The following is a 25,438-nucleotide window of genomic DNA, read 5'->3' as shown; positions in this document are numbered from 1 at the left end:
CAAGCTGAGGCTGAACGGAATGAGCCCTGTGGAATACAGGACTCAATCCGTTCAGGCCTAGAACCACAATCGTCCAACTTTTGGGGTGCACACCAGAGCGTGGGAACGATCACTCTAGGCCCCCAAGGTCAAGCCGTTGGCGGGTAATGGCAGTGCGGTTTTGTAGCGCACTTGCTTGAGCGCAAAGCTCGAGCGGATGTTGGCCACACCAGGCACTTTGGTCAGGAAGTCCATCATGAAGCGTTCCAGCGACTGAATGGTCGGCACCAGCACCCGGATCAGATAGTCCGGGTCACCGGCCATCAAATAGCATTCCATCACTTCCGGGCGATCCGAAATCGCTTCCTCGAAATGCTGAAGCGCTTCTTCTACCTGCTTCTCCAGGCTGACGTGAATAAACACGTTCACGTGCAGCCCCAGCAGGTCGGCATCCAACAGCGTCACCTGCTCACGAATCAGCCCTAATTCTTCCATCGCCTTGACCCGGTTGAAGCAAGGCGTCGGCGACAGGTTGACCGAGCGTGCGAGGTCGGCGTTGGTGATGCGCGCGTTCTCTTGAAGGCTGTTCAAAATGCCGATATCGGTACGGTCCAGTTTGCGCATGAGACAAAACCACCTGTTTTTTATGTTTATGCAGGTTTTTTATCCTCAAATGATCTCCGGCGCAACGAAACAGAGATAAATATTCTTCTGCGCCGGGCCTATGATTGTTGTAGGACAAGATTTCTTTTATCGAAGAATGACGGTCAGCTCACTACAAGAAATTCACAAGATCGAGCGTAGAAGCCATGAACCAAGCGTACGAACCGCTGCAACTGCACGTTCCCGAACCATCGGGCCGTCCTGGCTGCAAAACCGACTTCTCCTACCTGCGTCTGACCGACGCCGGCACGGTGCGCAAACCCCCAATCGACGTTGAACCGGCCGACACCGCTGATCTGGCCAAGGGCCTGATTCGCGTGCTCGATGACCAGGGCAATGCCCTCGGTCCATGGGCTGAAGGCGTACCGGTCGAGATCCTGCGTAAAGGCATGCGCGCCATGCTCAAGACGCGGATCTACGACAACCGCATGGTAGTCGCCCAGCGTCAGAAGAAAATGTCGTTCTACATGCAGAGCCTCGGCGAAGAAGCCATCGGCAGCGGCCAGGCCCTGGCCCTGAACGTTGATGACATGTGCTTCCCAACCTACCGCCAGCAAAGCATCCTGATGGCACGCGATGTCCCGCTGGTAGACCTGATCTGCCAACTGCTGTCCAACGAGCGCGATCCGCTCAAGGGCCGTCAACTGCCGATCATGTATTCGGTCAAGGACTATGGCTTCTTCACCATTTCCGGCAACCTCGCCACCCAATTCGTACAAGGTGTGGGCTGGGGCATGGCCTCGGCGATCAAGGGCGACACCAAAATCGCCTCGGCCTGGATCGGCGACGGCGCCACCGCTGAATCCGACTTCCACACCGCCCTCACCTTCGCCCACGTTTACCGTGCGCCAGTGATCCTCAACGTGGTCAACAATCAGTGGGCGATCTCGACGTTCCAGGCGATTGCCGGTGGTGAAGCCACGACGTTCGCCGGTCGTGGCGTCGGTTGCGGCATTGCCTCCCTGCGGGTCGATGGCAACGATTTCGTCGCGGTCTATGCCGCCTCTGCCTGGGCCGCCGAACGTGCGCGCCGCAACCTCGGCCCGACGATGATCGAATGGGTCACCTACCGCGCCGGCCCTCACTCCACTTCCGATGATCCGTCCAAATACCGTCCTGCCGACGACTGGAGCTACTTCCCGTTGGGCGACCCGATTGCGCGCCTGAAGCAGCACCTGATCAAGATCGGTCAGTGGTCCGAAGAGGAACACGTCGCCGTCAGCGCCGAACTGGAAGCCGAAGTCATCGCCGCGCAGAAAGAAGCCGAGCAATACGGCACCCTCGCCGGTGGCCAGATTCCAAGCGCCGCGACCATGTTCGAAGACGTCTATAAAGAGATGCCGGAGCACTTGAAGCGCCAGCGTCAAGAGTTGGGGATCTGACATGAACGATCACAACAACAATATCGAGTTGGAAACCGCCATGACCACGACCACCATGACCATGATCCAGGCCCTGCGCTCGGCCATGGATGTGATGCTTGAGCGTGACGACAACGTCGTGGTGTTCGGCCAGGACGTCGGTTACTTCGGCGGCGTGTTCCGCTGCACCGAAGGCCTGCAGAACAAGTACGGCACCTCCCGGGTGTTCGATGCGCCGATCTCCGAAAGCGGCATCGTCGGCGTCGCCGTGGGCATGGGTGCCTACGGTCTGCGTCCGGTGGCCGAAATCCAGTTCGCCGATTACGTTTACCCGGCGTCGGACCAGATCATTTCCGAAGCCGCTCGCTTGCGTTATCGCTCGGCCGGCGAGTTCACCGCACCGATGACCCTGCGCATGCCTTGCGGCGGCGGCATCTACGGCGGCCAGACTCACAGCCAAAGTATCGAAGCCATGTTTACCCAGGTCTGCGGTTTGCGCACGGTCATGCCGTCCAACCCTTACGACGCCAAAGGCCTGCTGATCGCCTCCATCGAAAACGATGACCCGGTGATCTTCCTTGAGCCAAAACGTCTGTACAACGGCCCGTTCGACGGCCACCACGACCGCCCGGTAACCCCGTGGTCGAAACACCCGGCCGCCCAAGTGCCCGACGGTTACTACACCGTGCCGCTGGACGTTGCCGCCATCGCCCGTCCCGGCAAGGAAGTGACCATCCTGACCTACGGCACCACCGTCTATGTCTCGCAAGTCGCTGCCGAAGAAACCGGCATCGACGCTGAAGTCATCGACCTGCGCAGCCTGTGGCCGCTGGACCTGGACACCATCGTCAAGTCGGTGAAGAAAACCGGCCGTTGCGTGATCGTTCACGAAGCGACCCGTACTTGCGGCTTCGGCGCCGAACTGGTCGCCCTGGTGCAAGAGCACTGCTTCCACCACCTGGAAGCGCCGATCGAACGCGTCACCGGTTGGGACACTCCCTACCCGCACGCGCAAGAGTGGGCGTATTTCCCTGGTCCGTCCCGAGTGGGCGCGGCTTTGAAACGGGTTATGGAGGTCTGAATGGGCACGCACGTTATTAAGATGCCGGACATTGGCGAAGGCATTGCAGAAGTTGAACTGTCGGTGTGGCACGTCAAGGTTGGCGACATGGTTGTCGAAGATCAGGTGCTGGCCGATGTCATGACCGACAAGGCGATGGTCGACATCCCTTCGCCGGTGCACGGCAAGGTGATTGCGCTGGGCGGACAGCCGGGCGAAGTCATGGCGGTTGGCAGCATTCTGATCAGCATTGAAGTTGAAGGCGCGGGCAACGTTAAAGAGTCGGCCCAGCCTGCACCTGTTAAAGAAGCCCCGGTTGCAGCGCCTAAAGCTGAAACCGTGGTGGCCAGCAAACCGGTCGCGGCTGCAGCGCCACGAGCCGCCGTTTGCCAAGGCCCGATGGTCGCTCGCGAAGCCGACGAACGTCCGCTGGCCTCCCCAGCCGTGCGCAAACATGCGCTGGACCTCGGCATCCAGTTGCGCCTGGTCCGTGGCACCGGCCCTGCCGGTCGCGTTCTGCACGAAGACCTCGACGCCTATCTGGCCCAGGGTCAGCAGCCGCAATCGACCGTGGCCGCCGCTTACGCTCAGCGTAACGACGAAGAACAAATCCAGGTCATCGGCATGCGCCGCAAGATCGCCCAGCGCATGCAGGACGCCACTCAGCGTGCCGCTCACTTCAGTTATGTCGAAGAAATCGACGTGACTGCCGTGGAAGAACTGCGCGCGCACCTGAATGAAAAACACGGTGCGACCCGTGGCAAGCTGACGTTGCTGCCGTTCCTGGTCCGCGCCCTGGTTGTCGCCCTGCGCGACTTCCCGCAGATCAATGCCCGTTACGACGACGAAGCCCAGGTCATCACCCGCCTTGGCGCCGTACACGTTGGCATCGCCACGCAAGCCGACATCGGCTTGATGGTGCCGGTGGTGCGTCACGCCGAAGCCCGCAGCTTGTGGGACAACGCTGCTGAAATCTCCCGTTTGGCCACGGCCGCACGGAATGGCAAGGCCGCCCGTGATGAACTGTCCGGCTCGAGCATTACCCTGACCAGCCTTGGCGCGTTGGGCGGCATTGTAAGCACGCCGGTGTTGAACCTGCCGGAAGTGGCGATCGTCGGCGTCAACAAAATCGTCGAACGCCCGATGGTGGTCAAAGGCCAGATCGTGATTCGCAAGATGATGAACCTCTCCAGCTCCTTCGATCACCGCGTGGTCGATGGCATGGACGCGGCGCAATTCATCCAGGCCGTTCGTGGCCTGCTCGAACAACCCGCCACCCTGTTTGTGGAGTAAGAGATGCAAACTTTGAACACCACGTTGCTGATCATCGGCGGCGGTCCTGGCGGTTATGTAACGGCGATCCGTGCCGGCCAGCTGGGCATCTCGACCGTTCTGGTAGAAGGCGAATCACTGGGCGGTACGTGCCTGAACATCGGCTGCATTCCGTCCAAGGCGTTGATCCACGTCGCCGAACAGTTTCACCAGACGCAGCACCACTGCCAGCACTCGGCGCTGGGCATCAGCGTCTCCGCGCCAACCCTCGACATCGGCAAGAGCGTCGAGTGGAAAGACGGCATCGTCGATCGCCTGACCACCGGCGTCGCGGCGCTGCTGAAAAAGAACAAAGTCCAGGTCATTCAAGGCTGGGCGAAAGTGATCGACGGCAAAACCGTTGACGTGGGCGACACGCGGATCCAGTGCGAGCACCTGGTGCTGGCCACCGGTTCGAAAAGCGTGAACCTGCCAATGCTGCCGATTGGCGGGCCGATCATCTCCTCCACCGAAGCCCTGGCCCCGACATCCGTGCCGAAACGCCTGGTCGTGGTCGGTGGCGGTTACATCGGCCTGGAGCTGGGGATTGCCTATCGCAAACTCGGCGCTGACGTGAGCGTGGTCGAGGCACAGGAGCGCATCCTGCCGGCCTACGACGCCGAACTGACCCAGCCTGTGCACGACGAATTGAAAAAACTCGGTGTAAAGCTTTACTTGAAGCACAGCGTCCAAGGCTTTGATTCTGCTAGTAATACTCTGCAAGTTCTGGAGCCGGGTGGCGATACCCTGAACCTGGAAACGGATCAGGTGCTGGTGGCCGTCGGTCGCAAGCCGAACACCCAGGGCTGGAACCTTGAAGCGTTGAATCTGGACATGAACGGCTCGGCGATCAAGATCGACAGCCGCTGCCAGACCAGCATGCGCAATGTGTACGCCATCGGCGACCTGAGCGGCGAACCGATGCTCGCGCACCGGGCCATGGCTCAGGGCGAGATGGTGGCCGAGCTGATCAGCGGCAAATCCCGCGAGTTCAACCCGACTGCCATCGCGGCCGTGTGCTTCACCGACCCGGAACTGGTGGTCGTCGGCAAGACCCCGGACGAGGTTAAGGCTGCCGGTCTGGACTGCATCGTTTCCAGCTTCCCGTTCGCGGCCAATGGCCGGGCGATGACGCTGGAATCGAAAAGCGGCTTCGTGCGCGTCGTCGCACGCCGTGACAATCATGTGATTGTCGGCTGGCAAGCGGTGGGTGTGGGCGTTTCAGAGTTGTCGACCGCGTTTGGCCAGAGCCTGGAAATGGGCGCGCGGCTGGAAGATATTGCCGGCACCATCCATGCGCATCCGACGTTGGGCGAAGCGGTGCAAGAAGCCGCGCTGCGCGCACTAGGCCACGCGCTGCACCTCTAAAGCCTACGGATGATCGTTCCCATGCTCCGCGTGGGAATGCCTCGCCGGACGCTCCGCGTCCGCTTTAGGGACGCGGAGCGTCCCGGGCTGCATTCCCACGCAGAGCGTGGGAACGATCAAAGGAACGAATTCCAGGCTGCGAAATGAGCCCGGAATGAAGTATTGTTGTCCCCATCCAGAAAAACGTCAGAAGCCTTGAACCGTTTCGGCGGTTGTTAAGTGATAGAGGGTGTCATGGGTAACGAAAGCATCAATTGGGACAAGTTGGGTTTTGACTACATCAAGACAGACAAGCGCTATCTGTCGCACTGGCGTAATGGCGAGTGGGACAAAGGCACCCTGACCGAAGACAACGTGCTGCACATCAGCGAAGGCTCCACTGCCCTTCACTATGGCCAGCAATGCTTCGAGGGCCTGAAGGCCTATCGTTGCAAGGACGGTTCGATCAACCTGTTCCGCCCGGATCAGAACGCCGCACGTATGCAACGCAGCTGCGCCCGCTTGCTGATGCCACAGGTGTCCACCGAGCAGTTCGTCGAAGCCTGCAAGGAAGTGGTTCGTGCCAACGAGCGTTTCATCCCGCCTTACGGCACTGGCGGCGCGCTGTACCTGCGTCCGTTCGTGATCGGCGTGGGTGACAACATCGGCGTGCGCACCGCACCCGAGTTCATCTTCTCGATTTTCTGCATTCCGGTCGGCGCTTACTTCAAAGGTGGCCTGACCCCGCACAACTTCCTGATCTCCAGCTACGACCGCGCCGCCCCACAAGGCACCGGTGCAGCCAAGGTCGGTGGCAACTACGCGGCCAGCCTGATGCCAGGTTCCCAGGCCAAGAAAGCCCACTTCGCCGACTGCATCTACCTGGACCCGATGACCCACACCAAAATCGAGGAAGTCGGCTCGGCCAACTTCTTCGGGATCACCCACGACAACAAGTTCGTCACGCCGAACTCGCCGTCGGTCCTGCCGGGCATCACTCGTCTGTCGTTGATCGAGCTGGCCAAATCGCGTCTGGGCCTGGAAGTGGTTGAAGGTGACGTGTTCATCGACAAGCTGTCCGACTTCAAGGAAGCCGGCGCTTGCGGTACCGCTGCGGTGATCACCCCGATCGGCGGCATCAGCTACAACGACCATCTGCACGTGTTCCACAGCGAAACCGAAGTCGGCCCGGTCACCCAGAAGCTCTACAAAGAGCTGACCGGTGTTCAAACCGGTGACGTCGAAGCGCCAGCGGGTTGGATCGTCAAGGTTTGATCTGACCCCGGCTGCATCGAAGCCCTCCACCGCATTGGCGATGGGGGGCTTTTTTATGAACGACGTTCGGTTTCTCCTCGCGCAATACGTTTGCCTCCCCTGCCCTTGATTCCGCTCGCCTGGCCGTCCTGCTGCTTACCTGTGCGTGCTTGGGTGATCAGCCCCGGAATCAACGCGCCTTCAGGCAGGTTCTTCCAAAACCGTGCCGGCAAGTGACCTTGCATGACTTTCGGGTTCAGGCGCGCCGGATTGAAGATGTGGCTGTAGTAGGTCAACCACATGTCGCTGTGCGGGTCATCGACGTTTTGTGCCAGTTGCTGCCATTCAACCGGGCATTGGCGTTGATGGATCAACTGCTCGCCGTCGTAATAGACCCCGTCCCTGGGCGTCGCAATCAACCAGCGATGGCGGCCCATGCGCCCGATAAAATGCTCACTGGCGCTGTGCAGGATGTCGTGGGCCGGTTCATGCCAGGCAACGTATTGCGGACCTTCACCTTCAGGCATCGCCACAAAACGTACAAATGCATGTAAGTGATGAGCTTCACGCTGTACCTGCCTGATTCTTCTATGAAATTCACTGCCTTGCTTGTCCCCGGCGAGCATCGCGGTGCGGTCACCATGACTGACCCGCCACAGCACTTCATACAGCAGACTCCAGCGTTGATCCCCCCGATATCGGGCCGCGCGTTCAAGGGTGTCCAGAAGCGTTCGCGGTATTCGTGCGTGAAACGGGCCTTGGGTTTGGGGTGGCGCATCGTCGCTGGCAAACAGATCGGACACACCTTCACTGGCCCAACTCACCCGGCTCGGGTCCACCTCATGACTTAGCAGCCAGCGTGCCTGCTGGCGCCAAATGTCGAACAGGTCATCGCAATCCAGACTGATCATCCCCATAACCCCATTTGTTGCGGCTGCGGCCGGTCGCGCAATTGCTGATACAGCAAGTGGCTGGTGACCTCCGCCTGCTGCGGGTGGTAATCGCAGGTGATGAAGAATGGCTTGGCTTTGGCCAGCACGCAGCGCATTCGGGCCAGGTCTTCGTAGCGGATGCGGCGCTGACGGCGCAATTCCACCAGCCGCTCGGTGGTACGCAGGCCGATACCTGGAATGCGCGCAATCAACGACGCTTCGGCGCGATTGAGGTCGAGCGGGAAGACCTCGCGGTTCTCCAGTGCCCATGCCAGTTTCGGGTCTATGTCGAGCGCCAGGTGGCCCGGCCCTTTGAACAACTCGCCAGCGGTGAAGCCATAACTGCGCAACAGGAAATCAGCCTGATACAAGCGGTGCTCGCGCATCAGTGGCGGCGCGGCCAGCGGCACGCTTTTCGGGCTGTTGGGGATCGGGCTGAACGCCGAGTAATAGACCCGCCGCAAACTGAAGTTGCCGTACAGCGCCTGGGCGCTGTGGAGAATGGTGCTGTCGTCGGTGTCATCGGCACCGACGATCATCTGCGTGCTCTGCCCGGCCGGGGCAAATTTCGGTGCGCGAGGTTCGTTGAGCACGGTTTGGACACCGGTGTAGATGGTCTGCATCGCTTGCTTGATCGAGCCCAATTGCTTCTCCGGGGCCAGGGTTTGCAGGCTGGCGTCGGTGGGCAGTTCAATGTTCACGCTCAAGCGATCGGCGTAGCGCCCCGCCTCCTCGATCAGCGCCGGATCGGCTTCGGGAATGGTCTTGAGGTGGATGTAACCGCGGAACTCGTGGTCTTCGCGCAGCAGCTTCGCCACGCGGATCAGCTGCTCCATGGTGTAGTCCGCCGAGCGAATGATCCCGGAACTGAGGAATAGCCCGCTGACGCAGTTGCGTCGGTAGAAATCCAGGGTCAGCGTCACCACTTCTTCCGGCGTAAAGCGTGCGCGGGGCACGTCGCTGGAACGTCGATTGACGCAATATTGGCAGTCGTAGAGACAGAAGTTGGTCAGCAGAACCTTCAGCAACGACACGCAGCGCCCATCCGGCGTATAGCTGTGGCAGATGCCCATGCCGTCGGTCGACCCCAGGCCGCTCTTGCCCTCGGAGCTACGCTTCGGCGCGCCGCTGCTGGCGCAAGACGCGTCGTACTTGGCGGCGTCGGCGAGAATGCTGAGCTTGTCGATGAGTTCCATGGGTCACGCCTTTTACTGTGTGGATATACAGTATAGGGTCGACCTTCAAGGCACAAGTCATCAACAAACCCTTGGTCGGGTCAGATCACATCCTGAGTCAGTAGCGATTGGCGTTGCTCGCGGACGGGTTGCACGGTTGGCTGCGTCAGCGTCAGGTCGAAGCGTGCGCCAAGCTCCTTGCGCCCCAGCGCCGTCAATGCCAATGCCCGGCTGTCCAGATCCTGCGTTACCCATTTGCGCTTGATCGCCGCTTGCAGCAATGCCGCCCCCAGCGAACCACCCAGATGCGGCCGACGCATGCTCCAGTCCAGGCATGGACAAGCAAAGCGGCGGCGCAAGGTGTTCAAGTCGTTGACCTCGATGCCCAGCCCTTGCATCAGCGCCTCACCACTTTCACTCAGGCGATAAACCTGTTCGTCAGTTTCCAGCAACCAGCCTTTTTCCAGCATCCGGTCATGCAACAACACCGCCAGCGTCCCGGCCATGTGGTCGTAGCAAGTGCGGGCGAATTGCAGGCGATCCGGTGTACGCGAGTTGAACGTCGGCGCAGTGTTCTGGCCGATCACCATCAGCGCTTCCAACGCCTGGGCCACGCGCTTGTCGGCGAGGCTGTAATAACGATGGCGGCCCTGCACGTGCAAACGCAGCAGCGCCAGTTCCTTGAGCTTGGCCAGGTGCGCGCTGGCGGTGGAGGCGCTGACTTCGGCAATCGCCGCCAGCTCGGTGCTGGTGCGGGCGTGGCCATCCATCAGCGAACACAGGATCTTCGTCCGGGCCGGTTCCGCGATGGCTGCGGCCACTTGGGAGACGCCGATGTCGTGTTGTTCTACGTTCATATTTCGCTCCCGGACGAATCGAGGCCCTGTCGAACGGGAGATAGTAGCAACACTTTCCCCACCACGAACAAGGCTGCGCCCCATGGACCCGATCATCGCTGCGACTCATGCCGATCCCTATCCCTACTACGCCCGGCTGCGCGCTGAGGGTGGGCTGGTGTTTCACCAAGGACTGAAACTATGGGTGGCGAGCAGCGCCCCGGCCGTTGCGGCCGTGCTGGCGCATGGGGATTGTCATGTCCGACCGGCCGCTGAGCCGGTGCCCAAGGCCATTGTCGGCGGGTTGGCCGGCAAGGTGTTTGGGCAGTTGATGCGGATGAATGAGGGTGAGCGTCAGCGTTGCCCGAGGTCGGCGATTGAGCCGGGATTGGCGCTGATTGATGCGCACGAGGTCAATGCGCTGGTGGCCGCGCGGTTGATCACGCCGGACGCCGATGGGTTGTACAACGCCCTGTTCCGCGGGCCGGTTTGCGTGTTGGCGGCGTTGCTGGGTTTTTCACCGGCTCAGGGCCGGGCGATCAGCGAAGTGACGGCGGATTTCGTCGCGTGTCTGTCGCCGCTCAGCGATCCGCTGCAATTGGAGACTGCCCACACTGCAGCAGAGCAGTTAAGGGGGTATTTCATTGAGTTGCTGGACGATCCGGGCAATAAAAGCTCACTGCTCGCCGGGATTCGGGCGCGCTTCGCGGGTGATCCTGAAACGCTGATTGCCAATCTGATGGGGCTGTTTTCTCAGACTTATGAAGCCACTGCCGGGCTGATTGGTAATGCAATGTTGGCACTGATTCGAAACCCATCGTTGTTACGCGACGCGACGCGCGTTGACGACTTGATCGCCGAAGTTCAGCGCTTTGACCCCTCGGTGCAGAACACCCGACGGTTTGTTACGGCACCGTGTGAGATCGAGGGTGTGAGCCTCAGTTCGGGCGATGTGATTTTGGTGTTGCTGGCCTCGGCGAACCGGGATCCGCAGCTCAATGATGATCCCGACGCGTTCCTTCTGGATCGCCCGCAACGGCGCAGCTTTACCTTTGGCGCCGGGCGGCATCAATGTCCGGGGCGGCAGTTGGCGTTAAGCATTGCCAGCGCTACGTTGAAGGAGATTCTGGCGCATCAACCTGCGCTGGATCGATTGACCTGGGAGTACCGGCCTTCGCTGAACGGGCGTATTCCGGTCTTTCGCAATTCGCCGCCCTGTCACCCCAATCGATCCGCGACAAACTCGACAAACACCTTCAGCTTGGGCAGTGATTTCCTCGAGCGCGGATAGACCATTTGCACCGGCTTGGGCGGCGGAACATAGGCGTCCATGATCCGCACCAACTCACCGCTCGCCAACGCCGCCGCCACCAGAAAATCAGGCTGCATCAAAATCCCCTCACCTGCCACGGCCGCCTGCAACAACACCTGACCGTCATTACTCTTCAACACCGCGTCTTCAGGCCAAGGCACTTCGCTAGTGCCGTTCCTCAGCGGCCAGGCAAACCGGTTGTTCCAGGACGTGTGGGTGAGAATTCGGTGCCGGTGCAGGTCCTCGGGGGACTGCGGCTGCGGCCATTTTTTCAGATACCGGGGCGAGGCGCAGATCACCATTCGATACGGTGGCAATGGCGTGGCCAGCAGATTGACGCCGATCAGTTCGGAAATCCTGAACGCCAGATCGAACGACGTTTCGTACAAGTCCACCACTTCATTGCTCAGGATCAGCTCGACCTGGATCTGCGGAAAACGCTGCATGAATTCGGCCACCAGCGGCCCGACCAGGGAAACACCGAGACTCATCGGCGCGGTGATGCGCAGCAGGCCACTGGGCTCCGGGTTAGAGGCTTCCACCCGACTGAACGCGTACTTCACTTGTTCCAGTGCCAGTTTGGCTTCTTGGTAAAACAAGCGCCCCTCGCCCGTGATGGATTGCCGGCGGGTGGTGCGCTGAATCAGCTGGGTATTGAGGGTTTTCTCCAGGCCCTGGATATGCCGCCCGACCATGACCGCCGACATGCCGACTGCATGGGCCCCATCGGCGAAGCTGCCCGCCTCGACGACCGCGACGAATACTTCCATTTGCCTGAGTTTGCTCATGACCCTGCCTTGCATTCAATACATCAGGTTAAAGGAGTAATAACCGGCGATGCGTTTATCACCCGGGACTTTGTCCCTAGAGTCACTTTAATAAAGTGCATAACGAGGCGCCATTGATGCAAACCCTACTGGACACGTCACTGAGTTCTTTTGCGCGGGCAGACCTGATGCAAGGTCCGACGCCGATTCAGCGCGCCGAACGCCTGGAACAGCTGCTGGGTTTGAAGGCCCAAGGCATCGGCCTGTTTCTCAAGCGCGATGATCACATGTTGATCGGCGGTGGCGGCAACAAACTGCGCAAACTTGAATTCCATCTCGGCGCGGCGCTCGCGGCCGGGGTCGACACGGTTATCACCATCGGCGGCCTGCAGTCCAACCATGCGCGCCTGACCGCCGCCGTGTGCGCCCGCCTGGGCATGGCCTGCGAACTGATTCTGACTCGGTCGGTGCCAAAATCCGAAGTGGACTACGAGCTGAACGGCAACGTTTTGCTCGACCAGTTGTTCGGCGCTGAAATACGGGTGCTTGCCGGTGGCAGCGACTCACTCGCCGAGGCCGAGAACCGCGCCGCGCAACTTCGAGAAGCCGGACGCACGGTTTTGGTGATACCGACGGGGGGCTCAACGCCGCTCGGCAGTCTCGGTTATGCGCGTTGCGCAGCGGAGATCGCGCAGCAGGAAACGGAACTTGGCCTCATTTTTAATCAGGTGGTCGTGCCCAATGGCAGCGCTGGCACCCATGCCGGGCTCGCGGCAGGGTTCCAGTTGCTGGGTCGGGGGACGTCGATCGTCAAGTCGTATTCAGTCTTGTCTGATCGGGACACGTCAGCGGACAGGACCGTGAAGTTGACTCAGGACGCACTGACATTACTGGGTAGCAGTGCCGTGGTTCAGGCGTCGGAGATTGTGATTGATGGCAGTCAGCTGGGCGACGGTTACGGCCTGCCGACGCCTGCCATGCTGGACGCGGTGCACCTGATGGCTCGCGCCGAAGGTTTGTTGATTGATCCGGTGTATTCCGGGAAAGCGTTTGCCGGGCTGCTGGGTGATCTCAGGCAAGGACGCTTTCAGCGCGGCGACAATGTGCTGTTTGTGATGACGGGCGGAACGCCGGGGTTGTATGCCTATCGGGAGACATTTCAGGTCTGAAGGTATGCAGCCGCTTGATCACCACAGCGACTTCGCCGACCCGCTGAAAGGCCTGCATCGCAGCAAGGCGCTGGGGATTGCGCAGGTCGTCATGCTGGGCGAACTGGCGGTAAACCGGGCGCTGGATAACATTAATCCGAAAGGCTAGCGGGGATCTGTGGTGAGGCGGATCCCTCACTACAAGAGCCGTAGCGAGCAGTACCTTTTGCAACAACCACTCAATATTCAGAAAATGCCTACATCCATTTAATGCCCGTTGAGATAGCGTCCGCATCGCTTACAAAAGTTGAAACAAGGACGCTCATGGCTAGCAACACAAACATACCTCCGATTCAAAACCCACCGTCAGGCGACGGGCACCCCGCCCGCAACACCTCGCAGGACTATCCGGGCAAAAATCAGGAGGCCCATTATGTTTTCTGGATCAGTGGATTTTCAAAGGGTGATAACGAGGGTGACGTCTTAAAGTACGAATTGACCGTTCTACCTGAGTTTGAAGACGCAATGATGCGTGTACTCGGCTGGAAAAATCTTGAAGAAAGCGCGTACGGGGACTGCTTGCTGACCGCTGAACAAATCCGACAAATCGCCATGGCACTCGATGTGCAGCTACCGACTGACCTGGACCTCTTCATAGGGGTGCGAGAGTAGTGGCTAAAACCGTTTGATTGCGGCGAGGGGCTTGCCCCCTCGCTGCACTTGCCATTTCAGCCCACGCGCCAATCAATCATCCCGCGTCAGCACTTCCAGCAACTCAATTTCAAAAATCAGGTTCGAATTCGGCGTGATCTTGCCCATCGTGCGCTCGCCGTAGGCCAAGTGCGCCGGCACCAGCAATTTGCGCTTGCCGCCGACCTGCATCCCCATAATTCCCTGATCCCAACCCTTGATCACCCTCCCCGTGCCGATTACGCACTGGAAAGGTTTGCCACGGCTGTAGGAAGAATCGAATTCGGTGCCGTCTTCCAGCCAGCCGCGATATTGGGTGGTGATCAGCGCGCCTTTCACGGCGGCTTTGCCGTCGCCCACTTCCAGATCGATTATCTGCAATTCATCATTCATCACGTTCACTCTATTGTTCACTCACCCAACAGGGTGTAATGGGCGCCGTTTTCCCAGAATTGTGCACCATTGGCAACCCATACGAACGGTTCCTGGCATTAACCTCAACTAAGATAAGCAACACCAAGGCACACGGATCAATACGACACGATGGCAATTTCTGAATGAATGACGTCTGGACCAGCGCAGCCATCGGCTCAGTGATGCTTGCCCTGATCATTGCGCTGATTTGCCGCGAGCGTTCGCTGCAAAAGCAATTGGCCGTGCATCGCGCCTTGATCGCCAGCCTGTCCGAAGGCCTGCACATCCGCCAGGACGGCGACGCCGAGCGTTTCAAGCGCAGCCAATACTTTGCCCGCATTGGCACCTGGGACTGGGATGTCGACACCGACAAGCTCTACTGGTCGGACGCGATCTATGGAATGTTCGGCTTCAAGATCGGCGAGGTGACGCCCTCCTACGCCCTGTTCTGTGCCTGCGTTCACCCGGACGACCGGGCCAAAGTCCGGGCCGGGGAACTGCGTTGCCTGGACACCGGCGAAAACCATGATGAGGAATACCGCGTGGTCTGGCCCGACGGCAGCATTCGCTGGCTGCGGGAAACCGGCAACGTGGTCAAAAACGACCAGGACGCCACCATCAAGATGATGGGCGTGGTGCGCGACATCACCGAGGAAAAAGCCTCAGCCAGCTATTTGCAACACCTGGCGCATTACGACCCGCTGACCGGCCTGCCCAATCGCCTGGTGCTGGAAGAGCGCCTTTGCGAAGCGCTTGAACAGGCATGCGTCAGCGCCACGCGGGTGGCGTTGGTGTTTGTCGATCTGAATGGGTTCAAGGCAATCAACGACCATTACGGTCATGCGGCCGGTGACCGGGTGCTGATCACCACCGCTACACGGTTGAAGACAATCCTGCGCTCAACCGACACCGTCGCCCGGATCGGCGGCGACGAATTCGTGGTCATTCTTCAGGGGCTGCCCCAAGGCGTCAGCCTGCAAGACGAGGCACGCCGCATCTGCCAGAAAATCTTCGTCGAACTGTCACCGCCGATCACCATCGGCAACGACCAGCGTCACATCGGCACCAGCCTGGGCGTGGCGGTGTTCCCGGACCACGCGCCGAGCATGGACCGGTTGATTCATATTGCGGACCTGGCGATGTATGAGGCTAAGCGCAGCGGGAATAATCAGTATCGGTTGGGCCAACAAACGATGAGTCCTAGCAGGGTCGAATGACCCGTTCAGTCCTTGCGTTGCCCGTAAGGTATACCGTTGAAACTATGGGTGCAGCAGTGGCAGAACGTGGCCATGTTCTCGGCAGTCAACTCAGGCGCGACTATTGCGAGCAAGCCTTGATCATCAACGAACAAGCCGCTGAAGTAACTGGACTCATCTGTCCTGACGTAATCCTTCTGTTCACTTTCACGCAACGCAACCATCCAGAAAACCGGCTCAGGGCTATCAAGCCTGGCAACCGCCTCACTGAAAACCTCGTCCCAACGCCGACCGACTCTGGAAAGTAAAAACTTGTACAGCGGAGTGTAATCGAACCCATACCGACGGGTTCCATGCATCGACTCGCGGGGTGCATCGCAGTTGATCACCGCTTTTGTATGGCGTTGATGGCGGTACTCACCCGTGTAATCGTTGTGTCGAACACCCCAGGTGCGAGTGTTGATCTTTCGGTAGAGGGGTTTCTTTTCCAACGGCTACTCCTGACATCCAGTCAACAAAATCGCCGCCGATCTTTACCGGAGCAGCGGACGATTTCAATCAGCCTTCCATAGCCAATTGTTGCTGGTGGCCTAACGCTCCACCGGCGTGATGTCCACAATCGTCCCGTTGGTGACCATCACCATCATGTACTTGTCATTGATCTGCACCCACTGCGCCTGTTCTTTCGGCGCTTTCAGGCCTTTGGCCTTCCAGTTGCGCAGTGCTTTGTCGCTGCGTTGGTAAACGTCCGGCGCGCGGTCGCCGACCACCAGTTCGCGGGTGTTGTTGAGCCCGGGCTGGACGGTTTTTTGTGGTGGGTCATCGGCCTGAACGATGGGGCTGATACCGGTGAGGCCTGCGACGAGGGCAAGGCTGGCGATAAGGGTCTTGTTGTTCATTGATGAACCTCCAGTAAATTCGTGGTACCTGAACTCCGACTGCGCCTGTGTTGAATCATTCCTTACTGTTGCGATGATTCTGCAATGGAGTGAGCGTATGTCGCTCGGGGGATGGCGCATATTGAGGCGTTTTATCTGAGTCACTGGTTGTCCATTCGGACGCCTTCGCGAGCAAGCCCGCTCCCAGATTCGACCGAGTTGTCCAGACGAGCACGGTCAAAATGTGGGAGCGGGCTTGCTCGCGAAAACGGCCTGTCAGTCCACATCAATTCATGTTCATGGCTGACGCCTGAAGCCTCACCCTTTATCCTTGGCACTCCGCCGTACCGAGCTCTGGAGTAAGCCATGCCCCATGAAGGCAACCTGTTGCAAGCCGCTGTCGTTTTTCTGTTCGCGGCAGTGCTCACCGTGCCCTTGGCCAAACGTCTGCAATTGGGAGCCGTGCTGGGTTATCTGTTTGCCGGGGTAATCATCGGTCCATCTGTACTGGGTTTGATCGGCAATCCACAAAGCGTCAGCCACATCTCCGAGCTCGGCGTGGTGTTGCTGCTGTTCATCATCGGCCTGGAATTGTCGCCGCGTCGCTTGTGGGTGATGCGCAAGTCGGTGTTTGGCGTGGGCCTGGCGCAGGTGTTGCTGACCGGTTCGGTGATCGGCGTGCTGGCGCTGTACGTCTTCGGCCAGCCGTTGAACAGCGCCATCGTGCTCGGCCTCGGCCTGGCGCTGTCGTCCACCGCGTTTGGCCTGCAAAGCCTGGCCGAGCGCAAGGAACTGACCAGCCCTCACGGGCGCCTGGCGTTCGCGATCCTGCTGTTCCAGGACATCGCCGCGATCCCGTTGATTGCCATGGTGCCGCTGCTGGCGGGCGGCGATCACACCACCACGGCGGCCGAGGACTTGAATCACGGCCTGCGGGTGTTGGGCAGCATCGCGGTGGTGGTGATCGGCGGACGGTATCTGCTGCGCCCGGTGTTTCGCGTGGTGGCCAAGACCGGTTTGCCCGAGGTGTCCACCGCCACCGCGTTGCTGGTGGTGATCGGCACGGCGTGGCTGATGGACCTGGTGGGCGTGTCGATGGCGCTCGGGGCGTTCCTCGCCGGGTTGCTGCTGGCTGACTCTGAATACCGTCACGAACTGGAAGCGCAGATCGAACCGTTCAAGGGCCTGTTGCTGGGGCTGTTTTTCATCAGCGTCGGTATGGGCGCCAACCTGAGCCTGCTGCTCAGCGCGCCAATCACGGTGCTGGGCCTGACCCTGCTGCTGATCGCAATCAAACTGCCGCTGCTGTTTGTGGTGGGGCGACTGGCTGGAGGATTGGGCAAAGTCAGCGCAATTCGCCTGGGCATCGTGCTCGCGGCCGGTGGTGAGTTCGCGTTTGTGGTGTTCAAGATTGGTCGCGACCAAGGGTTGTTCGAGGCGCGCCTGTACGATTTGCTGGTGCTGACGATCACCCTGTCCATGGCTGTCACGCCGCTGCTGTTGCTGCTGTGCGCACGCCTGTATTCGCCGAAGGTGCAGCCGGTGGTGGTACCGGAGAAATTCCGCGAAATCGACACCGACACCCCGCGCGTGGTGATCGCCGGCATGGGCCGGATGGGGCAAATCGTGGCGCGGATTCTGCGGGCACAGAACATCAAGTTCGTGGCGCTGGACACGTCCGTGGAAACCATCGAACTATCCCGCAGCTTCGGCGGCGTGCCGGTGTTCTATGGCGACCCGATGCGCCCGGAAATCCTCAGCGCGGCCAAGGTTGAGCAGGCGGAATACTTTGTCATCGCCACCGATGACCCGGACACCAACATCAAGACCGCCGAGGTGGTGCACAAGCTCTATCCGCACATCAAGATCATCGCCCGGGCGCGTAACCGTCAGCATGTGCACCGGTTGGTGGACCTTGGCGCCGAGGCGATTCGGGAGACCTATTATTCGAGCCTGGAAATGAGCCGCCGCACCCTGGTCGGACTAGGTCTGACCCAGGCGCAGGCCGATGCGCGAATCAAGCGCTTCAAGCATCACGATGAACAGGTGCTGGAGGCGCAGCACGCGATTTATGACGATGCGGCGAAGGTGCTGCAAACTGCTCAGGAAGCCCGGGCGGAGCTGGCGCGGTTGTTTGAGGCGGATCAGATGGAGGAGCGGGAATCGGGTAAGGTTTGAGTCATTGGGAGATGGTGATGCCGCCTTCGCGGGCAAGCCTCGCTCATACAGGGGGCACCGGACCTGTAGGAGCGAGGCTTGCCCGCGAAGAACGATAACGCGGTCTTATGTCAGGCCAGCTTCTTCAGCTCAACTGTATCCACCGCAAACCGATCCGCCAAAAACGGCGTGATATCCAGCGGCAGCGGTTCGTTGTTAACCAGCTTATCCAGCAACACCCCGGTAATTGCCGACGTCAAAATCCCCGTGCGGAAATGCCCACAGGCATTGAGATAGCCTTCCACCCCGCTCATCGGCCCAAGAATCGGCAATTCATCCGGCGACCCCGGTCGCAGCCCGGCCCAGGTCCGTTTGAGGTTGACGTCCGCCAGCTCGGGAATACACCGCACCGCCCCCTGCACCAGCCCGGCAATTTCCGGGTACGTGGTGGTCACGTCGAAGCCTTTATCCTCCGTGGTGCTACCGATCAGGACCTCGCCATTGTCCTTCTGCGCCACATAACAATCGCTGGTGGTCAGGCAACCGTTGAGGATTTTCGGCAGGCGCTCGGTCAGCAGAATCTGCCCCTTCACCGGTTTCACCGGAATCCGGATACCGGTGGCCTGTTCACTCAAATCCGCCGCCCAGGCACCCGCTGCGTTGATCAACGTGTTGCAGTGAAACACTCCAGCCTCGGCCGTCTGCACACCACTGACACGGGAACCATGGTGCAAGACTCCGGTGACGTTGGTGTTGAAATACAGGTCCACGCCGTTCTGCCGTGCGCCTTCGGTGTAGGCATCGGCCAGTCGGAACGGACTGACTTGATGGTCGCAGAGAAACTCCAACGCCCCGCTCGCCTCATGGCTGACACTCGGCTCGGCCTCGCGCAGCGCCGCCTGATCGAGCCAGCGCACCTGATCCGCCAGGTGCGGAATGCAGGCGACGATGTGCTCGGCGTAGAGCCGGTCTTCCTCGTCATAGATCACGAATTTCAGGCCGGTCCTCTCGAACTTGAAATCCATCCCGTGGTGGTCTTTCAACTCCTGGTGCAGCGCCGGGTACATCGCGTTGGACTGCAAGGCAAAATCAAAGAACGACTGCGGCAGGATGTGCGGCGTGCTGGCGTCCACCACCACCGCCGACCCCTGGGCTTCGCGCTTGCGGTTGGCCGACATCATGCGAAAGAAAATCACCCCGCAGCCCAGCCCTACCGACTCGCCGATCGCCCACAGGCCACCGGCTGAAGCACGGGTGGCGTTGCCCGGGCGCTTGCAGTCGATCATCGCGACCTTGAGGTTTTTGCGCTTGGACAACTGATAGGCGCAGGACGCCCCGATCACACCGCCACCGGCGATGACCACGTCATAAAACTTACTCATGATTGGCGGCCTCCATGCCGACGGAGGTGAATGCAGAAAAGGGAATCGGATCGATCGGAAAGCGCGGCCGCAACCAGCCCACATCCTGCCGACCCGTGACTTCGCGCAAGCGGTCGGTGCAATAGCCGACGCACATCCGCCCCTGACAATCGCCCATGCTCACCCGCGTGCGCATTTTCAGGCTGGCGAGGTCTTGCACACCCTGCTCCAGCGCCCGGTCGATATCGGCCCGAGTCGCATGTTCGCAGCGGCAGATCACCGTGTCGGCGGCCGGCAGCGCGATTTGCCCGGCGCCGCGCTCGGTGTAGCGGTCGACCGCCGCGCGAAAGCGCACGATGGCCTTGAGTTTCGACAAATAGCGATTACGCCGTACCAGGGCCAGTTCCGCGTCCAGCACATCCCGTTGCAGCAGGATCGACGTGGCCGCGATCCGGCCCGCGAGCATCGCCGCTTCGCCACCGCGAATGCCGCCCATGTCACCGGCCAGGTGCACGTGAGGCTCGCTGCTTTGCTGCCAGATATTGGCACTGGCCCGCAGATAACCGTCGTCGCTGAAGCCCTGGCTCAGGCCCATCTGCTGACTGAGTTGGGTGCGCGGGATGAAACCGTAACCCACCGCCAGGGTTTGCGCAGCAACCTGCTCGGCACGGTTCAAGTCCGGCACCCAAGTGCTGGAATACGGCGTCACGGTCACGGAATTCAGCTCACCTTCGCCCTGCGCCGCCACCACGCCCCAGCCGTAATACATGGGAATGCCATGCAGTTTGAGGAACGCGAGCATGCTCAAGCCATCGAGGAACAACTGCGGTTTGTTCAGCAGTGACAGGCTTTCCCGAGCGATCTTGCCGAACGCGCACGCCTCGTAAACACCCGCGACGGTCACGCCGGACGCGTGCAGCTGACAGGCCACCAACGGCAATAAAGGGCCGGTGCCGGCAATCACCACGGGGCCTTGAGGCTTGACCACACCACTCTTGATTTGTAGCTGCAGACCGCCCAGCAGGATCACGCCGGGCAAGGTCCAGCCAGGAAACGGCACGCTGCGCTCATGGCAACCGGCGGCGAGCAGCAATTGCGGGTACTCGACTGGATGCAACTGCTCATCGGCGTCCAGCACCACCAACGCGCGCGTGCCTTCGGCGCCGACCACGCGGTGATTCAGGCGCACGTCGATCAGCGATGCGTGCGCCTGAAACTCGCCATGCAAGTTGGCCAGCGCTTCCGAGTAGCGCGGCCCCAGATAGTCGAGTTGCACGCCATCGCGCAACGGTCCGCGATAGACCACGCCGCCCAGTCGCGAAGCCTCTTCAAGCAACGTGCAACGCACGCCGTGCCGGGCCAGTTCAATGGCCGCAGCCATTCCTGCCGGCCCACCGCCGACAATCACCGGAAGCAGGCTCATACCCCCTCCTGCTCAACGATGCGGTTGACTTGGGTTTCGACCCGCATGCCATCACGCACCACGGTCTGGCAGGCACGACGTTTGTGCCGACCATTGATTTTCACCAGGCAGCATTGGCACACGCCCATGCCACAATAGGCGCCGTTGATTTGATCGTGATCGTTACGGGCCACCTGGCGCAGGCCAAGGGATTGAATGACCGTGAGAACGGTCTCGCCGAGTGCGGCGCTGACCGGCTGGCCATTGATGTGCACAGTCATATCCGCGCGCGGCAGCGGCTGAATATCAAACATTCTGTCTAGGCGAGGCATTGCGATGTTCATCCGTGATGAGTTCAGGTGAGGTTCCACAGCTCCTTGCTGCACTACACCTTGCGGGCCAACGACTCGGTAAAAAGCTCGCACCGGTACTTCGACAGCGCAACAGGGTGCGCGTCAAAGCAATGTAGTCGAAGCCGCAGAAGGGGCTTGGATGTTTTACGGTAGGGGATATCGCCGAAGGAAATATTGATCCAGATCCAACAAACACCCCGGAAAGCAAAACGCCGCTTCCACCAGAGGCGGAAGCGGCAGAGGCATGAGCCTCAGAAGATCAATGCATGAACAGGGCGATCAGGATGATGATCGGGATTGGCACGCCAAGAAAGAACAGCAGTAATGAGCGCATGGTAATTCTCCTGGGTTAGCGAACAGGTGGCACGGAAGTGGTGGTCACATAAGCGTCAGTTTCCACATACTCCACGGCATCCCGACGACGACCGCCGAAGGTAGCGGCGAGACTGGCGAAAAACGCACCGATCAGCAGCGCAATGAACATCCACAGCGACGTCCAGGCAGCGACTTTGGCGGCGGTATCAGCCGCTTGTTGTGCAGCCAGTTTGGCGTCGGCCACGGCTTTTTGGGTGCGGGCGTAGACTTCATCGACACGGCGCTCGGCATCGGCCTGGGTCAGGTTGGTACGTTGAGCAACCATTTGCGCCAGGTAAGTCCGGTCTTCGGCAGACAGCTGACCATCATTGCTCAGGGAGCGGACGAAGATGCGCGTCACAGTGCTACGGGCAGCGTCATCACTGACGGCAGCCGGACGATCATCGCGGAACAGGCTGTCAACGAAGTAACCATACTGGTCGCTGTCGGTATTGCCCGCCGCAGTGCCCGCGGCTTGAGTCGCAACACTGGCAGCGCCACCGACCACACTCGCCCCGGCTTGCACACCACCGCTGACGATGCTGCTAACCGAACCGACGACCAGCGTCGCGGTCACCAGCGTGGCCACGCACCAGGCCAGGAAGCCATGGGCGGTGTCTCGGAAATAGACTTCATCACCGTGCATGTAGGCCCACTTCACCCGCAGACGACCGGCGATGTAACCGCCGAGCCCGGACGCCACAATTTGCGTCGCAGCCAGCCACACGATCGTTGAAATCCCCAGGCCCTTGGCACTCATGCCTTCATGGGCCCACGGAGAAACGGCCGAGAAACCCAAACCAAAACCCAGCAGCACCAGAATCAGCGACAACGCCGCCGCTGCAGCGGCACCGGCGAAGATCGCTCCCCAGGACACACCCGATAGCGTGCTTGATTCTTCTGCGGCAGGATAGAAACCATCAGAGGATCTATTCATTGTTGTATCGCTCCAGGCAGGAAAGATGGTGTTACAACTCTTCGAAGGAGGAAGTGCAGTCACCGTGCCAGTCGCGACAATTCAATAAATCTTTTAATTTCAATATCTTATAAAATTTGAACTTCCAGTTTTCATGCAAATTGCAAGGAACGGGCAATAGCAGCGGGTTTTCTGCATTGAAGATCAAAAGCTCGCAGCCTTGTTTCACTCGACAGCTGCTACATAAAAATGCGTATCCCTTGTAGCAGCTGTCGAGTGAAACGAGGCTGCGATCTCTTGTCTTTCCAATACGTGAAGTTTTATTTAGAAAGTCGGCAAGCATTTATTGGCAAAATGCCCCCACACTCTGCCATGAACTGACTATCAGGCCAGCCCAATGACCCGCATCTTGACCATCGAAGACGACGCCGTGACCGCCCGGGAAATCGTCGCCGAACTCAGCAGCCACGGCCTCGACGTCGATTGGGTCGACAATGGCCGCGAAGGCCTGGAGCGTGCGGTCAGCGGCAATTACGACCTGATCACCCTCGACCGCATGCTGCCGGAGCTCGATGGCCTGGCGATTGTCACCACGCTGCGGACCATGGGCGTGGCCACCCCAATCCTGATGATCAGCGCCCTCTCCGACGTGGATGAGCGGGTGCGCGGCTTGCGGGCCGGCGGTGATGATTACCTGACCAAGCCGTTTGCCACCGATGAAATGGCTGCCCGGGTTGAAGTCCTGTTGCGTCGCCAGAACACGGTCACCGCCCAGGCGACGACGCTGCGGGTCGCCGATCTTGAGTTGAACCTGATCAGCCACGAGGCCAGCCGCGACGATCAGCTGCTGACGCTGTTGCCCACCGAGTACAAGTTGCTGGAATTCCTGATGCGCAACACCGGGCAAATCCTCTCGCGGATGATGATTTTCGAAGAGGTCTGGGGTTATCACTTCGACCCCGGCACCAACCTGATCGATGTGCACATCGGCCGGCTGCGCAAGAAGATCGACCCGCCTGGCAAAGTCCCACTGATTCGGACCGTGCGAGGCTCGGGTTATGTCATTGCTGAACCCCTCTAACGGCTGGCGCTCATCCAGCAGCCGCTTGCTCGCGCTCTACAGTTCGCTGTTCGTGATCTGGAGCGGGATTCTGATGGGGGTCATGTACTACGAGGTGTCCGCCTACCTGGACAACCTGGCCAAGCACTCGCTGATGCAGCGCCAGCATCTGTTTTCGCACTTTCAGGGCGAACAACTGGCCGACGCGCTCGCCGTCAGCATGACCTTCGACATTCGCGGCATCGACGCCTACGGCCTGTTCGATTCGCAACACCGTTACCTCAGCGGTGCGCTACGCCACATGCCCCAAGGCTTGCCGCTGGATGGCAAGATCCACATGCTCGGCGACTGCGCCGAGTCTGACGACCCGAGCCTGCCCACCGACAGTTGCGACGCGGTCGCGACCCAGACCAAGGACGGTCGCTGGCTGGTGCTGGTACGCGACAACGGTTCGTTGTTTGCCGTGACCCGCATCATTCTGCACGCGTTGCTTTGGGGGGTGACGCTGACCATCCTGCCCGGCATCGCCGGTTGGCATTTGCTACGGCGGCGTCCGCTGCGGCGGATTCGGGCGATCCAGGCCAGCGCCGAAGCCATCGTCGCCGGTGACCTGACTCGGCGTTTGCCGCTGTCCAACCGCCGCGATGAGCTGGACATGCTCGCTGCCATCGTCAACGCCATGCTCGAACGCATCGAACGCTTGATGAACGAGGTCAAGGGGGTATGCGACAACATCGCCCATGACCTGCGCACACCGCTGACCCGCTTACGGGCGCAGTTGTACCGGATCCAGCAGCAGGCGGATGACGGCTCGACACTGGCGGTGCAGCTAGACTCGGTACTCGGTGAAGCGGACACCTTGATGGCGCGGTTTCGCGGGTTGCTGCGGATTTCCGAACTGGAGGATCGCCAACGACGTTCCGGTTTTGTCCAGTTGGACCCGGTGCCGTTGTTGCAGGAGCTGCATGATTTTTACCTGCCGCTGGCGGAGGAAGGCGAACTGGTGTTCAAGCTGCAATTGCCTGTGTCGTTGCCGATGTTGAATGGCGATCGGGCGCTGTTATTTGAAGCCGTGGCGAACCTGCTGAGCAACTCGATCAAATTCACCCCGCCCGGTGGCGAGGTGATTTTGCGCGGGGTCAACGATGGTGGGCGCACGCGAATCGAAGTGCTCGACTCAGGGCCCGGTATCCCGGAAAGCGAACGTGAAGCGGTGTTCCAGCGCTTTTATCGTGCCGAAGGTGGGAATCAGAAAAGCGGTTTCGGGCTGGGGCTGTCGATCGTTGCGGCGATTGTCAGCCTGCATGGGTTTGCGCTGGAGGTGGGCACCAGTGAACTGGGTGGTGCGCGGTTGGTGCTCGATTGCGGACAAGACTTGATACCCCAAACCTGAACCGATCTCTCAAACTGACACATAACTTGTGGGAGCGGGCTTGCCCGCGATGGCGGAGTGTCAGGCGACATGTTTTTGTCTGTCAGGCCGTCATCGCGGGCAAGCCCGCTCCCACAGGG

Annotated in this window: 24 protein-coding genes and 1 pseudogene; 13 read left to right on the top strand and 12 right to left on the bottom strand. The window is 60.1% G+C overall.

Going from position 1 to position 25,438, the window contains the following annotated elements; all coding sequences use genetic code 11:
* Positions 1–114: 114 nt before the first annotated feature.
* Positions 115–603, bottom strand: coding sequence for a Bkd operon transcriptional regulator BkdR (gene bkdR / locus ACIQV9_RS13565; protein ID WP_025111414.1), 489 nt, complete (start codon positions 601–603; stop codon positions 115–117).
* A 185-nt stretch (positions 604–788) separates the two neighbouring features.
* Between bkdR and ACIQV9_RS13560 the strand changes: the two genes are divergently transcribed.
* The 5 genes from ACIQV9_RS13560 (at position 789) to ACIQV9_RS13540 (ending at position 6,996) form a co-directional block, all read left to right on the top strand.
* Positions 789–2,024 (top strand): 3-methyl-2-oxobutanoate dehydrogenase (2-methylpropanoyl-transferring) subunit alpha, encoded by a 1,236-nt coding sequence (locus ACIQV9_RS13560; RefSeq protein ID WP_403101980.1) that lies wholly within the window; start codon positions 789–791, stop codon positions 2,022–2,024.
* Position 2,025: 1 nt separating this feature from the next.
* Positions 2,026–3,084 carry an alpha-ketoacid dehydrogenase subunit beta gene (locus tag ACIQV9_RS13555; protein WP_109630216.1) on the top strand — a complete coding sequence of 353 codons (1,059 nt, stop codon included), beginning with the start codon at positions 2,026–2,028 and terminating at the stop codon, positions 3,082–3,084.
* Positions 3,085–4,356 carry a dihydrolipoamide acetyltransferase family protein gene (locus ACIQV9_RS13550; protein ID WP_403101976.1) on the top strand — a complete coding sequence of 424 codons (1,272 nt, stop codon included), beginning with the start codon at positions 3,085–3,087 and terminating at the stop codon, positions 4,354–4,356.
* A 3-nt stretch (positions 4,357–4,359) separates the two neighbouring features.
* On the top strand, positions 4,360–5,742 hold the full coding sequence (lpdA, locus tag ACIQV9_RS13545; RefSeq protein WP_403101973.1) for a dihydrolipoyl dehydrogenase: 1,383 nt from the start codon (positions 4,360–4,362) through the stop codon (positions 5,740–5,742).
* A gap of 234 nt (positions 5,743–5,976) precedes the next feature.
* Positions 5,977–6,996: a branched-chain amino acid aminotransferase gene (locus tag ACIQV9_RS13540; protein ID WP_403101971.1), complete on the top strand. Its 1,020-nt coding sequence runs from the start codon at positions 5,977–5,979 to the stop codon at positions 6,994–6,996.
* 53 nt (positions 6,997–7,049) lie between these two features.
* On the opposite strand, the gene ACIQV9_RS13535 is transcribed toward ACIQV9_RS13540, so the two are convergent.
* The 3 genes from ACIQV9_RS13535 to ACIQV9_RS13525 form a co-directional block, all read right to left on the bottom strand.
* Positions 7,050–7,886, bottom strand: coding sequence for a TIGR03915 family putative DNA repair protein (locus ACIQV9_RS13535; protein ID WP_403101968.1), 837 nt, complete (start codon positions 7,884–7,886; stop codon positions 7,050–7,052).
* On the bottom strand, positions 7,883–9,103 hold the full coding sequence (locus tag ACIQV9_RS13530; RefSeq protein ID WP_403101965.1) for a putative DNA modification/repair radical SAM protein: 1,221 nt from the start codon (positions 9,101–9,103) through the stop codon (positions 7,883–7,885). The genes ACIQV9_RS13535 and ACIQV9_RS13530 overlap by 4 nt, the downstream gene beginning before the upstream one ends.
* A gap of 80 nt (positions 9,104–9,183) precedes the next feature.
* The gene (locus ACIQV9_RS13525) at positions 9,184–9,939 is read right to left on the bottom strand and encodes an ArsR/SmtB family transcription factor (RefSeq protein ID WP_403101963.1); all 756 of its coding nucleotides are present in this window, start codon (positions 9,937–9,939) and stop codon (positions 9,184–9,186) included.
* A gap of 82 nt (positions 9,940–10,021) precedes the next feature.
* Between ACIQV9_RS13525 and ACIQV9_RS13520 the strand changes: the two genes are divergently transcribed.
* The gene (locus tag ACIQV9_RS13520; RefSeq protein ID WP_403101960.1) at positions 10,022–11,209 is read left to right on the top strand and encodes a cytochrome P450; all 1,188 of its coding nucleotides are present in this window, start codon (positions 10,022–10,024) and stop codon (positions 11,207–11,209) included.
* Here ACIQV9_RS13520 and ACIQV9_RS13515 read toward each other — a convergent pair.
* On the bottom strand, positions 11,137–12,018 hold the full coding sequence (locus tag ACIQV9_RS13515; RefSeq protein WP_403101957.1) for a LysR substrate-binding domain-containing protein: 882 nt from the start codon (positions 12,016–12,018) through the stop codon (positions 11,137–11,139). The genes ACIQV9_RS13520 and ACIQV9_RS13515 overlap by 73 nt on opposite strands.
* A gap of 116 nt (positions 12,019–12,134) precedes the next feature.
* On the opposite strand from ACIQV9_RS13515, the gene ACIQV9_RS13510 reads away from it, so the two are divergent.
* The 3 genes and pseudogenes from ACIQV9_RS13510 (at position 12,135) to ACIQV9_RS13500 (ending at position 13,817) form a co-directional block, all read left to right on the top strand.
* Positions 12,135–13,166 (top strand): D-cysteine desulfhydrase family protein, encoded by a 1,032-nt coding sequence (locus ACIQV9_RS13510; RefSeq protein ID WP_403101955.1) that lies wholly within the window; start codon positions 12,135–12,137, stop codon positions 13,164–13,166.
* 28 nt (positions 13,167–13,194) lie between these two features.
* Positions 13,195–13,314: pseudogene (locus ACIQV9_RS13505) on the top strand (DUF6124 family protein); the annotation flags it as partial.
* A gap of 155 nt (positions 13,315–13,469) precedes the next feature.
* A complete protein-coding gene (locus ACIQV9_RS13500; protein WP_403101952.1) occupies positions 13,470–13,817 on the top strand; it encodes a pyocin S6 family toxin immunity protein in 348 nt (115 codons plus the stop codon).
* A gap of 72 nt (positions 13,818–13,889) precedes the next feature.
* Here ACIQV9_RS13500 and ACIQV9_RS13495 read toward each other — a convergent pair whose 3' ends face one another.
* The gene (locus ACIQV9_RS13495) at positions 13,890–14,228 is read right to left on the bottom strand and encodes an FKBP-type peptidyl-prolyl cis-trans isomerase (RefSeq protein ID WP_403101949.1); all 339 of its coding nucleotides are present in this window, start codon (positions 14,226–14,228) and stop codon (positions 13,890–13,892) included.
* A gap of 164 nt (positions 14,229–14,392) precedes the next feature.
* On the opposite strand from ACIQV9_RS13495, the gene ACIQV9_RS13490 reads away from it, so the two are divergent.
* The gene (locus ACIQV9_RS13490) at positions 14,393–15,466 is read left to right on the top strand and encodes a diguanylate cyclase domain-containing protein (RefSeq protein ID WP_403101946.1); all 1,074 of its coding nucleotides are present in this window, start codon (positions 14,393–14,395) and stop codon (positions 15,464–15,466) included.
* A gap of 5 nt (positions 15,467–15,471) precedes the next feature.
* Here the strand turns inward: ACIQV9_RS13490 and ACIQV9_RS13485 are convergent, their stop codons facing one another.
* Together ACIQV9_RS13485 and ACIQV9_RS13480 are read right to left on the bottom strand one after the other, a co-directional pair.
* Complete coding sequence (locus ACIQV9_RS13485; protein WP_403101943.1) at positions 15,472–15,936, bottom strand: hypothetical protein; 465 nt, start codon at positions 15,934–15,936, stop codon at positions 15,472–15,474.
* A gap of 99 nt (positions 15,937–16,035) precedes the next feature.
* Positions 16,036–16,344, bottom strand: coding sequence for an RcnB family protein (locus ACIQV9_RS13480; RefSeq protein ID WP_403101940.1), 309 nt, complete (start codon positions 16,342–16,344; stop codon positions 16,036–16,038).
* A gap of 345 nt (positions 16,345–16,689) precedes the next feature.
* Between ACIQV9_RS13480 and ACIQV9_RS13475 the strand changes: the two genes are divergently transcribed.
* Positions 16,690–18,501 carry a monovalent cation:proton antiporter-2 (CPA2) family protein gene (locus ACIQV9_RS13475; RefSeq protein ID WP_403101938.1) on the top strand — a complete coding sequence of 604 codons (1,812 nt, stop codon included), beginning with the start codon at positions 16,690–16,692 and terminating at the stop codon, positions 18,499–18,501.
* A 110-nt stretch (positions 18,502–18,611) separates the two neighbouring features.
* Here the strand turns inward: ACIQV9_RS13475 and hcnC are convergent, their stop codons facing one another.
* From hcnC to ACIQV9_RS13455, 4 genes are all read right to left on the bottom strand, one after another.
* The gene (gene hcnC, locus ACIQV9_RS13470) at positions 18,612–19,862 is read right to left on the bottom strand and encodes a cyanide-forming glycine dehydrogenase subunit HcnC (RefSeq protein ID WP_403101935.1); all 1,251 of its coding nucleotides are present in this window, start codon (positions 19,860–19,862) and stop codon (positions 18,612–18,614) included.
* Positions 19,855–21,264 carry a cyanide-forming glycine dehydrogenase subunit HcnB gene (gene hcnB / locus ACIQV9_RS13465; RefSeq protein WP_403101932.1) on the bottom strand — a complete coding sequence of 470 codons (1,410 nt, stop codon included), beginning with the start codon at positions 21,262–21,264 and terminating at the stop codon, positions 19,855–19,857. Before hcnB ends, hcnC begins: the two co-directional genes overlap by 8 nt.
* On the bottom strand, positions 21,261–21,575 hold the full coding sequence (hcnA, locus tag ACIQV9_RS13460) for a cyanide-forming glycine dehydrogenase subunit HcnA (RefSeq protein ID WP_403102000.1): 315 nt from the start codon (positions 21,573–21,575) through the stop codon (positions 21,261–21,263). Before hcnA ends, hcnB begins: the two co-directional genes overlap by 4 nt.
* 370 nt (positions 21,576–21,945) lie before the next feature.
* Positions 21,946–22,887 (bottom strand): hypothetical protein, encoded by a 942-nt coding sequence (locus ACIQV9_RS13455; protein ID WP_403101929.1) that lies wholly within the window; start codon positions 22,885–22,887, stop codon positions 21,946–21,948.
* Positions 22,888–23,263: 376 nt separating this feature from the next.
* On the opposite strand from ACIQV9_RS13455, the gene ACIQV9_RS13450 reads away from it, so the two are divergent.
* Positions 23,264–23,947, top strand: a complete 684-nt coding sequence (locus tag ACIQV9_RS13450) for a response regulator transcription factor (protein WP_109630157.1) — start codon at positions 23,264–23,266, stop codon at positions 23,945–23,947.
* A complete protein-coding gene (locus tag ACIQV9_RS13445) occupies positions 23,925–25,319 on the top strand; it encodes a sensor histidine kinase (RefSeq protein ID WP_403101926.1) in 1,395 nt (464 codons plus the stop codon). The genes ACIQV9_RS13450 and ACIQV9_RS13445 overlap by 23 nt, the downstream gene beginning before the upstream one ends.
* Positions 25,320–25,438: the final 119 nt, after the last annotated feature.

Origin of the sequence: Pseudomonas sp. NPDC099000 (genome assembly GCF_044759925.1) — a bacterium.
Lineage (GTDB): Bacteria > Pseudomonadota > Gammaproteobacteria > Pseudomonadales > Pseudomonadaceae > Aquipseudomonas.
This window is presented reverse-complemented; position numbering and strand designations above follow the sequence as displayed.

Excerpts from the sequence above, each read along its gene's own strand:
- ACIQV9_RS13445 (WP_403101926.1), top strand. The coding sequence starts at position 23,925 with ATGTCATTGCTGAACCCCTCTAACGGCTGGCGCTCATCCAGCAGCCGC.
- ACIQV9_RS13520 (WP_403101960.1), top strand. The coding sequence starts at position 10,022 with ATGGACCCGATCATCGCTGCGACTCATGCCGATCCCTATCCCTACTAC.
- ACIQV9_RS13515 (WP_403101957.1), bottom strand. The coding sequence starts at position 12,018 with ATGAGCAAACTCAGGCAAATGGAAGTATTCGTCGCGGTCGTCGAGGCG.
- ACIQV9_RS13550 (WP_403101976.1), top strand. The coding sequence starts at position 3,085 with ATGGGCACGCACGTTATTAAGATGCCGGACATTGGCGAAGGCATTGCA.
- ACIQV9_RS13500 (WP_403101952.1), top strand. The coding sequence starts at position 13,470 with ATGGCTAGCAACACAAACATACCTCCGATTCAAAACCCACCGTCAGGC.
- ACIQV9_RS13555 (WP_109630216.1), top strand. The coding sequence starts at position 2,026 with ATGAACGATCACAACAACAATATCGAGTTGGAAACCGCCATGACCACG.
- ACIQV9_RS13490 (WP_403101946.1), top strand. The coding sequence starts at position 14,393 with ATGAATGACGTCTGGACCAGCGCAGCCATCGGCTCAGTGATGCTTGCC.
- ACIQV9_RS13525 (WP_403101963.1), bottom strand. The coding sequence starts at position 9,939 with ATGAACGTAGAACAACACGACATCGGCGTCTCCCAAGTGGCCGCAGCC.
- ACIQV9_RS13480 (WP_403101940.1), bottom strand. The coding sequence starts at position 16,344 with ATGAACAACAAGACCCTTATCGCCAGCCTTGCCCTCGTCGCAGGCCTC.
- hcnA (WP_403102000.1), bottom strand. The coding sequence starts at position 21,575 with ATGCCTCGCCTAGACAGAATGTTTGATATTCAGCCGCTGCCGCGCGCG.
- ACIQV9_RS13540 (WP_403101971.1), top strand. The coding sequence starts at position 5,977 with ATGGGTAACGAAAGCATCAATTGGGACAAGTTGGGTTTTGACTACATC.
- ACIQV9_RS13530 (WP_403101965.1), bottom strand. The coding sequence starts at position 9,103 with ATGGAACTCATCGACAAGCTCAGCATTCTCGCCGACGCCGCCAAGTAC.
- ACIQV9_RS13560 (WP_403101980.1), top strand. The coding sequence starts at position 789 with ATGAACCAAGCGTACGAACCGCTGCAACTGCACGTTCCCGAACCATCG.
- ACIQV9_RS13510 (WP_403101955.1), top strand. The coding sequence starts at position 12,135 with ATGCAAACCCTACTGGACACGTCACTGAGTTCTTTTGCGCGGGCAGAC.
- ACIQV9_RS13475 (WP_403101938.1), top strand. The coding sequence starts at position 16,690 with ATGCCCCATGAAGGCAACCTGTTGCAAGCCGCTGTCGTTTTTCTGTTC.
- lpdA (WP_403101973.1), top strand. The coding sequence starts at position 4,360 with ATGCAAACTTTGAACACCACGTTGCTGATCATCGGCGGCGGTCCTGGC.
- hcnB (WP_403101932.1), bottom strand. The coding sequence starts at position 21,264 with ATGAGCCTGCTTCCGGTGATTGTCGGCGGTGGGCCGGCAGGAATGGCT.
- bkdR (WP_025111414.1), bottom strand. The coding sequence starts at position 603 with ATGCGCAAACTGGACCGTACCGATATCGGCATTTTGAACAGCCTTCAA.
- ACIQV9_RS13535 (WP_403101968.1), bottom strand. The coding sequence starts at position 7,886 with ATGATCAGTCTGGATTGCGATGACCTGTTCGACATTTGGCGCCAGCAG.
- ACIQV9_RS13455 (WP_403101929.1), bottom strand. The coding sequence starts at position 22,887 with ATGAATAGATCCTCTGATGGTTTCTATCCTGCCGCAGAAGAATCAAGC.
- ACIQV9_RS13495 (WP_403101949.1), bottom strand. The coding sequence starts at position 14,228 with ATGAATGATGAATTGCAGATAATCGATCTGGAAGTGGGCGACGGCAAA.
- hcnC (WP_403101935.1), bottom strand. The coding sequence starts at position 19,862 with ATGAGTAAGTTTTATGACGTGGTCATCGCCGGTGGCGGTGTGATCGGG.
- ACIQV9_RS13450 (WP_109630157.1), top strand. The coding sequence starts at position 23,264 with ATGACCCGCATCTTGACCATCGAAGACGACGCCGTGACCGCCCGGGAA.